The sequence below is a fragment of the Shewanella sp. SW32 genome, from assembly GCF_025653365.1.
GTDB lineage: Bacteria > Pseudomonadota > Gammaproteobacteria > Enterobacterales > Shewanellaceae > Shewanella > Shewanella oncorhynchi.
The window spans coordinates 146,778-159,918 of the sequence record NZ_JAKKSJ010000001.1; the positions used below are offsets into that span (position 1 = coordinate 146,778).

General features: G+C 46.2%; 10 protein-coding genes. 7 read left to right on the plus strand and 3 right to left on the minus strand.

The window, feature by feature from the left end; genetic code table 11:
• Window positions 1-58 precede the first annotated feature (58 nt).
• Window positions 59-1,264 (plus strand): MFS transporter, encoded by a 1,206-nt coding sequence (locus L5M28_RS00585; RefSeq protein WP_263196778.1) that lies wholly within the window; start codon window positions 59-61, stop codon window positions 1,262-1,264.
• Between the two features lie 98 nt (window positions 1,265-1,362).
• Here L5M28_RS00585 and L5M28_RS00590 read toward each other — a convergent pair whose 3' ends face one another.
• Entirely contained in the window at window positions 1,363-1,926 is a 564-nt protein-coding gene (locus tag L5M28_RS00590; protein ID WP_011790067.1) for a PhnA domain-containing protein, read from the minus strand.
• 134 nt (window positions 1,927-2,060) lie between these two features.
• Entirely contained in the window at window positions 2,061-4,280 is a 2,220-nt protein-coding gene (locus L5M28_RS00595; protein WP_263196780.1) for a TonB-dependent receptor, read from the minus strand.
• Between the two features lie 352 nt (window positions 4,281-4,632).
• Here L5M28_RS00595 and L5M28_RS00600 point away from each other — a divergent pair, with 352 nt between their 5' ends.
• Window positions 4,633-5,346, plus strand: coding sequence for a DUF2461 domain-containing protein (locus L5M28_RS00600; protein ID WP_263202095.1), 714 nt, complete (start codon window positions 4,633-4,635; stop codon window positions 5,344-5,346).
• Between the two features lie 93 nt (window positions 5,347-5,439).
• Here L5M28_RS00600 and L5M28_RS00605 read toward each other — a convergent pair whose 3' ends face one another.
• On the minus strand, window positions 5,440-6,036 hold the full coding sequence (locus L5M28_RS00605) for a TetR/AcrR family transcriptional regulator (RefSeq protein WP_131525344.1): 597 nt from the start codon (window positions 6,034-6,036) through the stop codon (window positions 5,440-5,442).
• 195 nt (window positions 6,037-6,231) lie between these two features.
• On the opposite strand from L5M28_RS00605, the gene L5M28_RS00610 reads away from it, so the two are divergent.
• The 5 genes from L5M28_RS00610 to L5M28_RS00630 all read left to right on the plus strand — a co-directional run bounded on the left by L5M28_RS00610 (window position 6,232) and on the right by L5M28_RS00630 (window position 13,043).
• Entirely contained in the window at window positions 6,232-6,858 is a 627-nt protein-coding gene (locus tag L5M28_RS00610; protein ID WP_263196782.1) for a glutathione S-transferase family protein, read from the plus strand.
• A 78-nt stretch (window positions 6,859-6,936) separates the two neighbouring features.
• Window positions 6,937-7,605, plus strand: coding sequence for a glutathione S-transferase family protein (locus L5M28_RS00615; protein ID WP_113941046.1), 669 nt, complete (start codon window positions 6,937-6,939; stop codon window positions 7,603-7,605).
• A gap of 238 nt (window positions 7,606-7,843) precedes the next feature.
• Window positions 7,844-9,235: an RsmB/NOP family class I SAM-dependent RNA methyltransferase gene (locus L5M28_RS00620; RefSeq protein WP_263196784.1), complete on the plus strand. Its 1,392-nt coding sequence runs from the start codon at window positions 7,844-7,846 to the stop codon at window positions 9,233-9,235.
• 288 nt (window positions 9,236-9,523) lie between these two features.
• The gene (locus L5M28_RS00625) at window positions 9,524-9,685 is read left to right on the plus strand and encodes a hypothetical protein (protein WP_006080915.1); all 162 of its coding nucleotides are present in this window, start codon (window positions 9,524-9,526) and stop codon (window positions 9,683-9,685) included.
• A gap of 235 nt (window positions 9,686-9,920) precedes the next feature.
• The gene (locus L5M28_RS00630; RefSeq protein ID WP_263202097.1) at window positions 9,921-13,043 is read left to right on the plus strand and encodes an NAD(P)-binding protein; all 3,123 of its coding nucleotides are present in this window, start codon (window positions 9,921-9,923) and stop codon (window positions 13,041-13,043) included.
• The last annotated feature ends 98 nt before the right edge of the window (window positions 13,044-13,141 follow it).

A 13,141-nucleotide genomic window follows, 5' to 3' on the forward strand; every position in this document is an offset into this window, starting at 1 on the left:
TGCTGCTACAAATCACTTTTTCAGCAAATCAAACTCAGCTTATTTTTGGAGACAATCCATGCGATCCCCCCTGACAGAGAAAGTGAATTTATTGCTGCTCGGACTCGCGTTCATCCTTATTGGTCTAAATCTACGGCCCATTCTCGCCTCCGTTGGGCCTTTACTGCCCAGCATACAAAAGGATATCAGTTTAAGTTTTACCTTAGCGTCTATGCTGACATTGCTGCCTGTGCTCGCCATGGGACTGGGTTGTTTTGCAGGCTTTAGTATCGCCAAACGCTTAGGATTCAATACCGTAATGACAGGATCATTGCTACTGCTGATCGCCGCTACTGCAATGCGCTTCTGGGCGATAGATGCCAATTGGCTTATCTGCTCGGCATTACTGGCAGGGGTCGCAATCGCCCTCATTCAAACCATCATGCCCGCCATGATTAAGCTTAATTTCGGTGAACGGGTCCCCTTAATGATGGGGCTTTACGTCACCGCCATTATGGGCGGCGCCGCATTAGCGGCGAGCAGTGCGCCTTTTATCGGGATGAACTTAGGTTGGCGCGCGGGTCTAGGTCATTGGACTTGGCTAGGCATATTCGCACTCGTGCTGTGGCTCCTGATTAAACATAAAGCTGCACTACCGAGCCAAGCAAAAGAGCAAGCTTTGCAGCTTAACTTTTGGCGTTTTCGTCGCAGTTGGCTATTGGCGATATTTTTTGCATTAGGCACAAGTTGTTATGTCTGCGTACTTGCATGGTTAGCCCCCTACGCGGTCGAGCTAGGTTATAGCCAAACTCAATCTGGATTAGTGTTAGGTTTTTTAACCAGCATGGAAGTGATCGCGGGCTTAGTGTTTCCTTGGCTTGCCAGCAAGTCGACGGACAGACGCGCCATCATAGCCCTACTCTGCTTGCTACAACTCATTGGCTTTATGGGACTGGCACTCGCCCCTCAAGTATCGCTATTTTTATGGGCGGGACTTGCAGGATTAGGTATTGGCGGGATTTTTCCACTCGGGCTGATTGTCACTATGGATCATCAACAGAATCCTATGTTAGCAGGTAAATTAACCGCCTTCGTGCAGGGTGTGGGATATACCATAGCGGCTATCTCGCCTTGGATTGCCGGATTAATTCGCGATAATTTCAACAGCTTTAACAGTGCTTGGTTATTACTCGGTGGCTTAAGTGTGATCACGTGGATATTATCTTGGCAATTTAATCCGCAGGGCTATGCACGCCAATATCAAATCACCCGCTGCGTATCTTAACTACCTAACTCAACATAAAAAAACCACCATGTCGGCTAACGATCATGGCGGTTTTTATTGTGTTGAGCTAAATAAATCGCGCTCACACTAAGCGAAACTTAAGACTTTTTAACGAAGCACGTCAGAATCACAATACGAGTACCGTTAACGCGGCCTTCGATATGCTCTGGGTTGTTGGTCAAAGCAATGTTACGCACAGCTGTGCCACGCTTAGCTACAAAGCTAGTGCCTTTCACGTTTAAGTCTTTGATGATGACCACAGTATCGCCAGCATTGAGCACTGCACCATTACTGTCTAACGTTGGCGTAGCATCGTCACCTGCTGCGGCAACTTCGGCATCACCCCACGCTTTTAAATCGTCTTCAAGATAAAGCATATCCAGCAAATCTTGCGCCCAGCTTTCGCCATTTAAGCGCTTAAGCATACGATATGACATCACTTGAACTGCCGGTACAGGACTCCACATGCTGTCATTCAGACAACGCCAGTGGTTCATGTCCATGGTATCCGGTGCCGCAATTTGGCCACTGCAGGTTTCACAAATCATGATCTCATTGTCACGGCCATCGGAGGCTGGCAGATCATAAATAGAGAGTTCAAGCTCGCTGCCACACAGTTCACACTTGCCGCCACAGCGACTTAGCAATTCATTTTCAGTCATTTTTCTGTTCTATATGCCTAGTAAAACGCGGATTATGCCATAAACTGGCATTTTTCGGCAGGGGGCTGAGGCAATATAACCCTATTTTTTATGAGCTATATATGCCTAGTCCACACAGCCTTGGTGATTAGTCTTTAAAATTCATAGGCTAAACTCAAACGAACATCACGCCCTGCGGCGGGTATCCCATCGGAGAGAAACGGCACCACTTGCAGATCCGTAAGATTTTTTACCATCAAACGCACACTTAATCCCTTTAAGATGGCTTGAGGTTCATAGGCGAGATACACATTCTGTAGGAAATAATTCTCGCTTGGCGACTCGGCATTAAAGATATCACCGTGGGGAACATTGGTTTGCGCATCATACCAAGCGCCCTGCCAAGCGATAGAAATGTCATCTGTGATATACATGCCTAAACGCAAACGAATATCGAGCGGGGCTATGTTAGCTAAATATTCATCGTCATCTTGGCTGTCTCTGAGTGACCCATTGTGCTGTCCTTGCAGCCATGAAACCGCAAGATCACTGAACACATCTTGATAGCGATATTGGGCTTCAAAATCGGCACCGTAAATATGGTAACCATCAAGATTTGTATAACCACTTTGAATTAACTGGGTTTTATCAGACTTAGCTCCGCGGCGCTGGGCAATATCATCACGACCTAAATTGGCAAACAGGGTGATTTGCGTCGACAAAGCATCCTCATTGGCAAGTACATGCTGATGCTGCGTCATTAGGCCTAATTTGAAGGCATGTAAGCGTTCGACATCAATGTCGCGACTCGTGCCGGTAATGCTGGCTTTAGCGTATTGCACGGCATAAATCTCATCCACCACAGGGGCTTGCAAGCTATAAGCGTAATCAAAGTTTAACCGAGCGTGATTTGTCAGTTGATAATCTATGCCTAATCTGGGTGAGAACCCCGAATGATGGGTTGAGCTATAGTCATGGCCCGCAGCAATATCATTGTAATCTGGTGCAATATTTGGTCGACCTATGCTGTAGATAAAGTCATATCGCAGCGAGGGAGTCACAGTTAAGTCATTAGTAAGATGAATTGCATCGCGAATATAGGCAGCATAGGTATCTTGACGGCCTTCAGGTTGGTAGTAAGGTGTGTACCAGCCAAAGTTTTTCTCGGGATTTGTTTCATAACTTTTGTTAAACACGAGCGAAGTGCGGTCGAGACTACGGTACTGTAATCCTGTGGTGATCTCATGGTCACCAATCAAGCTCAAGTTGTTAATATCAATGTAGTCACGTTTATAGTCTAGCCAAGATTCGTGACCGAAGTTGCCTACGGAAACCGTCATTTTCTCCCACGCGATATCGGGTCTTACCCAGTGGCGTGCATTCGCCGAATGGGAAATCACCACTTGGGTATCGATCAGGGGATTACTCGGCGAATAGCGATAATTTGCCGACCAAGTGTTGTCTTCATAGGTGTTGTAGGCGGTTGTGGCATACAGAGCCTGCTCGTAGGAACCGTACTTTTTGATGTTGTAGTCCGAAATTGCAGGCATAGGGCCACGGCGGTTAGCCCAAGGTTTGCGGCCCTCATCAAGATAATGGGTCACGCTCAAGGCTAATTGGTGATCGCCCTGCGCATAATCCATCTTACCTAGGTAGTTATCTTGCTCATAGCCCGAATATTCAAACTCTTCACCATTGGCTAAAGTGACATCCCCCGCATCGCGACGCGTAAGATGCAGCAAGCCAGATAGATGTGAATTCACGCGGCCATAAACGGTCCCCGTATAACCCATAGCGTCATTATTGCTGGCGTAGCTGGTTTTGACTCGAGCGCCAAGGGATTGATCATATTTAAGAAAATCATCGGCCGATTTAGTGACCACATACATGGCACCACCAAAACCGCCATTGCCCGAGCGCACATCATGGGCACCTTTAATCACTTCCACTCGCTTGATGAGATCAGGATCGAGGAAAAATGATCCGTAACGATACTGCTCAAATCCCACCGGAGCATTATCCACATAAACGTTAAAATCTTCCGTCTCGCCAAAGCCCCAAATATTAATCCGCTCACCGCCACTGCGGGTACCGCCATCGATATGCGCCCCCGCCATATCATCGATCACTTCGGCGAAAGTTGTCGCCTGCATCTCCTCGATTTGTTCCATGGAAATAATCGCTTCACCGGGTTTAGCGACTGTGATGGCCCTGCGATATTGCTGCCCATGAACCTGCAGGATCTCAATCGGCTCAACCTTAGGCTCGCCCAATACCTCAGCGGCGTACAACGGCATTGAGGGCAATATACATAATCCCATAAGCGACAGATTTCTATTCGCTTTCCACTTATCACACTTAGGCAGGCAACCCATTCAACGTCATCCTATTAACAAACCAATCTAAAAATAGGGCGGCATTATAGGCACTAACGAACAAGATAAGAATAGTTCTCACTTAGCTTTACGTGTAAATAACCGACTTATTGAAAACAAGGTAGAAGCGGCACAATGCAAAAATTTAAGTGAAGATCTTGCCGAAGGATGGCAGTATTGACACCCAACTTGGCAGTCTTAACTATCGTGTTTTAACTATAGTGTCTTAACTATCGTGAGTAAGAACGAGCGGGCGATACGGGAGGATATGTCAGCACAACTCACCTTGCTCCTCAATCGGCATTAATACTGCTTATGCTCGGTTTATCTGCATTAATAAGGTTCCCTGATAATGGCCACTCTAACAACTAAAATCCCTATTGCGACTGGTGCAACGTTCAGCGCTGCGAGCCTGCAATTTTTAAATCAACTGGCACAAAACAACTCCCGCGACTGGTTTAAAGCCCATCAGGCGGAATACGAAGAAACAGTGCGAACGCCTGCGCTGCAGTTTATCGAACAAATGCAGCCCAGTATTCTCGCCCTCTCACCTAGGCTCACTGCCGTACCAAAAAAAGTCGGCGGCAGCTTGATGCGTCCCCAGCGAGACAGCCGTTTTAGCAAAGATAAAACACCCTATAAAACCAATGTTGGCATTCAATTTCGCCATTTTCAGGGCAAAGACGTGCATGCGCCGGGACTATATTTACACATTGCCGAAGATGGCTGTTTTATTGCAGCAGGGATTTGGCACCCAGAATCGAAAGCCTTAAATGCCATTCGCACTTGCATCGATGAGAATCCCAACGGCTATAAAAAGGCGCTACAAACCTTACAAAGTCATGGATTTAATATGGATGGCGATAGCTTAACTCGACCACCAAAGGGATTTGATAAAAACCACCCTATGCTGATAGAGCTAAAACGAAAAGATTTTATCGCAGTTAAAAATATCGCCTTTGAGGAACTCTGCCGCCCAGATGCAGCCAGTTTTTGTGCCGAGCAGTTTGCACACTGCACTCAACTGATGGCCTATATGTGTTTTGCGCTGGACTTGGACTTTTAGAAATAGCTTTTAAAAATAAACTTTTAAAAAATAGATTTCTAAAAAACATGGCCTAGGCAAAAAACTAGGCCAATCAAACTATGTCATTTGCAGTTATGCCGTCTGATTAGCACTCAAACTACGTAAATAGTCTTGCAATACAACAAACGCATTGTCTAACAACTCATATTCGCCCGCCTTGCCTAACACTCTAATCCCTTGTAATTGCAGCACTAAAAAAGCAGCAACTTGATGTGGTTGCACATGGGCTAATAGCTCTCCACGCGCTTGGCAAACTTGTAACACTTGGGTGAATGAGGTCTGTAATCGACAAAATAATCGCTGACATTCCTGCAGCACACTTTCATCGTTAAGGCTCTTTTCGAGCACAGCATTTTGCATAAAACAGCCATACTTTTGCTCCCGCTGCAAAGCAACAAAGCGCGCTAAATAAGCTTCTATTTCAGCTAAGCCCGCTTTTTCATGCAGCAAAGTATCTGAGGCACCAAAAGAGTAGTTATCAAGGTAGAAACTGAGGCACTCGCGATAAAGATTCTGCTTGTCGCCGAAACTGTTATAGAGACTAAATCGATTAATGCCTAAATGGCCGACGAGATCGGAAATCGAGGTTTCGGCAAAGCCCTTTTGCCAAAAAAGCTCCATCGCCAATATGAGTTTTTCTTGCCGATCAAAATTACAACTCCGTGCCATAGCCTTCGACCTAATCTCTTGAATACGCGTTCACGTTCAGCTTCACCATTCCTCTTTACTACAGAAAGTTGAGGAGAAAACATTCTTGACTGATCGTTTAGATATGGCGTAAATTCTAACCTAACCGATCGTTCCGTTAAAGCCTTATATGCTCAAATCGAGCATAAAGCACTGATAAAAACTAAAGGACTTTAGATGAAACTCTACGAATTAGCTCCGACTCCCAGCGCACGCCGCGTCAGTATTTTTCTTGCGGAAAAAGGCATAGAAGTGCCAAGAGTGAACGTCGATATCCGTGGAGGGGATAATTTAAGCGCTGAGTTTAAAGCCAAAAGTGTAAATGGCCGCATTCCACTGCTCGAACTCGATGATGGCAGCTACCTGTGTGAATCTGTTGCCATTTGCCGCTATTTAGACGAAATCCACCCGAGTGAACGTTCACTGTTTGGCAATACGCCACTTGAGCGCGCCAAAGTAGAAATGTGGCAACGTATCATAGAGTTACAAGGATTAATGGTTGGGTTTCAAGCCTTTCGTAATTTAAGCGGCGTCTATAAAGACAGGGAAAATTGTGTCGAGTCTTGGGGCGCAGAATCACGCCAAAGGGTCATTGACTTCCTACCAACCTTAGACCAACAATTGAGCAAGTCACCCTTTGTGGCAGGCGATGCATTCAGCATTGCCGATATTTCGGCTTACGTTTTTATCAGCTTTATTAAGAATTTAGATATTGAAGTCACTGACAGCTTGCCGCATCTCAAGGCTTGGTTCAACACTATGGCGCAGCGTCCTGCCATAGTATCGTTAACCCCTAAAAAATAGCGGCGCTAATGCCTGATAATGAATATTCATGGGCACTAAAGTGAGTAGCTATAAGCGTTATAACCTAAAGGAATTATCATGATAGATTTATACACAGCCGCGACCCCTAACGGTTTTAAAATTTCCATCGCACTGGAAGAAATGGGACTTGAATATCGCGTCCACAAATTAGATTTCAGCACCAATGAGCAAAAACAGCCCGAGTTTATTGCCATCAATCCCAATGGTCGCATTCCCGCCATTATCGACCGCGATAACGCGGATTTTGTGGTATTCGAATCGGGTGCGATTCTGCTGTATCTCGCCGAAAAAACAGGTAAATTCCTGCCAGCCGATCCTAAAAAACGCTCGCAGGTGATCCAATGGTTAATGTTCCAGATGAGCGGCGTCGGTCCCATGATGGGACAAGCCAACGTATTCTTTAGGTACTTCCCTGAAAAAATCCCCGCAGCCATTGACCGTTATCAAAAAGAAGGTCGACGTTTATTCGAGGTTATGAATACTCAACTAGCTACAAATCAATACCTTGCTGGTGACGAATACACGATTGCCGACATCGCAACTTGGCCTTGGGTGCGGATCCACGAGTGGAGCGGCATCAATATGGAAGGTCTGACACATTTGCAACGTTGGTTAGATGAGTTAGCGCTCAGACCTGCGTGCCAAAAAGGCATAATCACGCCGCCACCGGTGGAAATGAGCGATGAAGAACGGGCTAAGCAAATCCAAAAAATGGTGACGAAATAATCACCTTCCAAGCGGTAATTGAGTGATAGTCTGCAAATAACCCTTTGGTACTGAATGCACTATGAGTCTCAGTGACTCAACCACAAAAAGCCCCGCAAGTTGATGCGACTTTGGGGCTTTTTTTCTGCCTGTTATCGGGCAAAACTGCTACACTCTGCGCCACTTATTTTTCCCCTCTGTTACAGTTATGCCTCCTACATAAGGCGCAGCCACAGAGAGCATAATTCAGGCTAAATTTATGGGTAATCCAAGCAGCTTCTCTTCCGGTAAAGCATCCAACTCAAACACATCGTCAGCATTAAATGCAGAGGCAAGCACCCCAGCGCAAAAACGCGCGCTCAGTTACGCCAGTACAATTAAGCAATTATTCGATGAAATTCAAAGCAGTAAAATGCCCGCAGACCGTATTCTGGCAAATTACTTTAGAGAACATAAAAAACACGGCTCGAAGGATCGTAAAGTCATCCGTGAATCTTTGTTTAGTCTATTTCGTTGGTGGGGTTGGTTTCAGCGAATAGGCGATCAACAAGAATCAGCGACTTATTTTGCCAGCCTAAGCGCCAGTGCGTTATTGGAAGCCCATGCCTGGCAAGATATCGCCACTGCTTGGCATGAGTTATCGCAATCGCCTATCGATTATCAACAGGCTCAAGCACTTGCCGTTGACAGTCTCGACGACAAACTCACGCTAATGCAGCATTTATTTCCCGCGACTGAATTTAAACCACAGGATTTATTACCCGACTGGTTCTGGCAAGTGTGCCCTATAGATGCGGCGCAGCAAACGCAATTAATTGCTGCTATGTCCAGTCGCCCGCCGATTTGGGGCCGCGCACAGGGGATCACTAGCCAAGATGTGGCGACACAACTGCAAGCGATAGGTATCGATGCTAGTTATGGTCATTACTTTAACGATGCCATTAACCTTGGCAGCAAGAGTATGAATCTTAATGAAATCGCCCTGTATAAAGACGGTAACATCGAGATCCAAGATTTGGCTTCACAGGTCATAGGGCAAATTTGCGCGCCAGAACCCGATGCCCATTGGTGGGATGCCTGCAGTGGTGCAGGCGGCAAAACCCTGCAGCTACGCTCTTTGATGTTGACTAAGGCTGCTGATAATAAAACACCCTCTACGGGCAGCATTATATCGTCAGATATTCGCTCCAATGCCCTAGAAGAACTGACTAAACGTGCCCAAAGAGCCCACTTTAACGGCATTAGCGTGGCCCGTTGGAAGAGCGATGCCCTGCCGGTACCAGCGGATCATTTCGACGGTGTGTTAGTCGATGCCCCGTGCAGTTGCACTGGCACTTGGCGACGTAATCCCGATATGCGTTGGTTGGATGGTGTTGAAGCCGTGGCAGATAAAGCCGCGTTACAGCTCGATATTTTAAGCCGTAGTAGCCACGCAGTTAAAGCGGACGGCATCCTCGTTTACGCCACATGTTCCTTGTCGCCGCTCGAGAACCAAGACGTGGTGACGGCGTTTTTACAGCAACATCCAGAATTCACGCTCACGCCAATACGCCATCCTTTTACGGGTGAACAAACAGAAATGTTGACCGTATGGCCCTTTGAAGCGAATAGTGATGGTATGTTTGTCGCGCGTATGCTGCGCAGCAAGTAACACTAACTCATTATTTTGTATCAAAACTTGGCGCCTTTCATTCTGGGCGCCAGTTTCAATCATATAATATAATTTCTGATGATAATTACACTTACCCTTTAATTATCATAAGGATAATCCACACATTCCCCATTAAAATCTCAGATACGGCCATTTCAGTGGCAAGATATAGCCTTTGGACAAAACTTTTCACCATCAGTGATGAAATATTTCGCTTTAGCTTCATCTCACCTTTGGGTAAAAAGATCGGGTGCTGCGAATGGCACAGGTATTTTTGGAATTTTGACCATGTCACACTCCTATGAATTTGACGACGATGATGCGCCATGGGGCGATAACGTCAAAGGTAAGCAAAAGAATAAACGCGTGAAACAGCGCCGCAGGGATACTAAGCGACGTTACTCGGACGATAATACAGAGGTGGATTTCTACCAAAATAAATCGAAGTAACTGAATCTAAGTACCCTAGCCCACGGGTTTGTTTAACGAATTCGTTCAGCGCTAAGCCTGCCAAATCTGAGCAAGTTGGATAATATCCAACTTGCTACTCAACCCCCTTATCCCCTCTCAAATTCTTAAAAATTCAATTGTAAAATCAATGGGCTTAATGGCTTATTTGCCCTATGCTTTTTGGGTTATGACTCCCAAGCCATTGGACTTACACTGAAATTTAAGGATGAACACCATGGAAAAACAGCGCCCCGACTTTATTTATCCCCAAGGCAGTATGTTGATGCACTCGCCCTTAGTGCTAAATAAAGCCGATATGTACGGTTTTTTTCTTAAGGGGAAACGGGAAAACCTGCAACGCTCTATCGATAAAACCCTGAATCAAGTTGCCGGCAGCGCAATGTATTTTAAGGTGCTGTCTCCCTACGTACTGACAACCTTCACTCAAATTGAAAAAGCATATTCCGCTTATCCAGAGGACAGAGCTAAGGGCTGGATCCAAGAAACGGACATCATCACTTGGATCATGGTCGGGCGCCAAGATAGCAGCGACAGTAAACAAATCAGCCAAGTGTATTTTCAGCCACTACACATTTGGGTGAACGATGCCATGGCCTTGATTAATGGCAGAGAACTCTTTGGTTATCCTAAGTATTTATGTGAATACACTATGCCAGCGGTTGGCGAGCCTCTGACGCGATTATCCCTTGATACCAAAAGTTTTTTACATTTCTCACCCGAAACCGAACTTGCCCTGCATCCATTAATTGAAGTGAATTGCGATGCCAAACCCGAGGCACAGCTTTCAACCCTTGAAGCGATAGCTCAAACTTGGCAACTCTTTAAAGAACAAACCGATTTTATTCCAGAACTTGACCAGCTTGGCGAAGAGCAGCTATTTCATCTGTTATTTAAACCCGCTATCGATCAAGTATTTCTAAAACAGTTCCCCGACTCGTCAGGGCAAAAAGCCATTTATCAAGCCATCGTTGCCGCGCCAGCCCAAGTGAATAAAGTGCACAGTGTTGCCCTGCTAAAAAATGATTTTGTCGCGACCATTTTTGATAATGCCAGCTTTCCGTTAAAGGATACGCTCGGGGTCGAGATTGGTGAGCAGCACGTTTTACTCCCTTACCATGTGAACTTCGATTTTGAAGTGCCGCCCGGCGAGGTATTAGTCGATAACTCCGAAATCAAAAAACAGAAAATAGCCATTCTCGGTGGCGGTGTCGCGGCAATGACAGCAGCCTGTTATCTAACCGATAAACCCGGCTGGCAGAATCAATATGAGATTGATGTCTATCAACTCGGCTGGCGTATCGGTGGTAAAGGGGCTAGTGGCCGCAATGCCGCTATGGGACAGCGCATCGAAGAACATGGTTTACACATCTGGTTTGGTTTCTATCAAAACGCGTTTGCCTTAATGCGTAAAGCGTATGAGGAATTGGATAGGCCAGTAAACGCGCCGCTTGCAACTTTTTTTGATGCCTTTAAACCGCATAACTTCATCGTCTTACAGGAAGAAGTTGATGGCCGTTCTGTGAGTTGGCCAATCACTTTCCCAATGCTACCAGGCATCCCAGGTGATGGCACCGAAACCCTCACCTTCTGGAAAGTCGTTAAAGTCGCCTTTGCGTGGATCAAAGAATGGCTCAAAGACATGGATGACCTGCTCGATGCAGATGAAAATGCCATGGGAACACCTAAAAACTGGCTCGATAGCAGCTGGTTTGAACGCTTAAAAGATAAGTTAGAGGATTCGGTCGAAGATGCCAAAGAATCACTCGACGCGCTCGGTGATAAGCTTGAATGCCATTTTAATCAAATGATTGGCCGCGAGTGCGATGAGCATGTACACAGTGAAAGTGACGATGGTTTTGTAGAATCAGCTGTCGATGCCCTGCATCAAAGACTCGTGAAACGTTTTAGCGGACATTTAGATAATAATGACGAACTGCGCCACTTATATATAGCCGCCGATCTGGGCCTCACGATCCTCAAGGGCATGTTTGCCGACGATGTATTTGAAAAAGGCTTTGATGCCATCAATGGCTATGATTATCGCGAATGGTTAACCAAACATGGTGCAAGCCTTAAGTATACAGTCGACAGTGCGCCAGTGCGTGGTTTTTACGACTTAGTGTTTGCCTATGAGAAAGGGAACTTCGACAAACCCAATGTCGAAGCGGGCACAATTATCCGCGCTATGCTGCGTATTGCCCTGTGCTATCAAGGTGGCGTGATGTGGAAAATGCAGGCGGGTATGGGTGATGTTGTGTTTACACCTTTTTACGAAGTGCTCAAACGCCGCGGAGTCAACTTCCACTACTTCAATCGCATCGATAATCTCGAATGCCGTAATCAAAGCGTTCAAGCGATTGAGATCACTGAGCAAGTAGCTCTGGCGCCGACTGTCGCAAACTATGCTCCTTTAGTCGATGTGAAAGGTCTCGCTTGCTGGCCGAGTACGCCCAATTATGAGCAACTTGAGCCTGAACAAGCTGCACTGCTTAAAGCCCATAATATCAATCTTGAACACTTCTGGAGCGATTGGGACAGCGTGTATGAAACTCACTTTGGCAAAGCCCTGCCGAAAAAGCGTTTAGTCAAAGGCGTAGATTTCGACAAAGTGATCTTCGGTCTATCCATAGGTTCTGTGCCCCACGTGGCGAGTGAAGTCATGGCACAAAGCCCAGCCCTCAAGCTTTGCGTTGATAAGGTGCAAACTGTCGCCACTCAAGCCTATCAACTGTGGATGAACCAAGATCTGAATGGAATAGGCTGGCCTAATTACTCTGAAGATGGCGAGGAACCCGTATTATCGGGCTTCACCGAACCCTTCGATACTTGGGCATCGATGAACCAACTACTAGACAAAGAAGATTGGCGCGGCTTAGAACCTAAAAATGCCAGTTACTTTTGCTCGGCATTGCCTGTCGAGGCCTATCCACCAAGCTCGGATGTAGATTTCCAACAACGGAAAACCTTAGAAGCAAAAGCGGGTGCTATCCATCAACTCAATACCGAAATCCATAAACTTTGGCAAAATGTCGGTGATAGCTTCCCTTGGGAATGGTTACACGATGAACAAGGCCGTCAAGGAGTTGCCCGCTTCGATAGCCAATATTGGCGCGCAAATGTAGACCCATCCGAGCGTTATGTCTTATCGGTTAAAGACAGCTCGCAGTATCGCATCACGACAGATGGCACAGGGATAGATAACCTGTATATGACGGGCGATTGGATAAAGACAGGCCTTAATGCGGGCTGCGTCGAAGCGGCGACGATGGCGGGAATGTACACATCAAAAGCGATATCGGGTCATCCTGCAGTGATTAAGGGCGAAAAAGACTTCTAAGCTCGTCCTTAAATCTAGCTAAGTCGCAAACTTGGACACTGCTCAATCCAAGCAAGATGAAGCTAATAAATCTAAGATAAAAACATAAACGGCGCAGA

Bases quoted from the DNA above. Each gene is read 5' to 3' on its own strand.
- L5M28_RS00600 (WP_263202095.1), top strand. From the start codon at position 4,633: ATGGCCACTCTAACAACTAAAATCCCTATTGCGACTGGTGCAACGTTC.
- L5M28_RS00625 (WP_006080915.1), top strand. From the start codon at position 9,524: ATGTCACACTCCTATGAATTTGACGACGATGATGCGCCATGGGGCGAT.
- L5M28_RS00620 (WP_263196784.1), top strand. From the start codon at position 7,844: ATGGGTAATCCAAGCAGCTTCTCTTCCGGTAAAGCATCCAACTCAAAC.
- L5M28_RS00605 (WP_131525344.1), bottom strand. From the start codon at position 6,036: ATGGCACGGAGTTGTAATTTTGATCGGCAAGAAAAACTCATATTGGCG.
- L5M28_RS00615 (WP_113941046.1), top strand. From the start codon at position 6,937: ATGATAGATTTATACACAGCCGCGACCCCTAACGGTTTTAAAATTTCC.
- L5M28_RS00585 (WP_263196778.1), top strand. From the start codon at position 59: ATGCGATCCCCCCTGACAGAGAAAGTGAATTTATTGCTGCTCGGACTC.
- L5M28_RS00630 (WP_263202097.1), top strand. From the start codon at position 9,921: ATGGAAAAACAGCGCCCCGACTTTATTTATCCCCAAGGCAGTATGTTG.
- L5M28_RS00610 (WP_263196782.1), top strand. From the start codon at position 6,232: ATGAAACTCTACGAATTAGCTCCGACTCCCAGCGCACGCCGCGTCAGT.
- L5M28_RS00595 (WP_263196780.1), bottom strand. From the start codon at position 4,280: ATGGGTTGCCTGCCTAAGTGTGATAAGTGGAAAGCGAATAGAAATCTG.
- L5M28_RS00590 (WP_011790067.1), bottom strand. From the start codon at position 1,926: ATGACTGAAAATGAATTGCTAAGTCGCTGTGGCGGCAAGTGTGAACTG.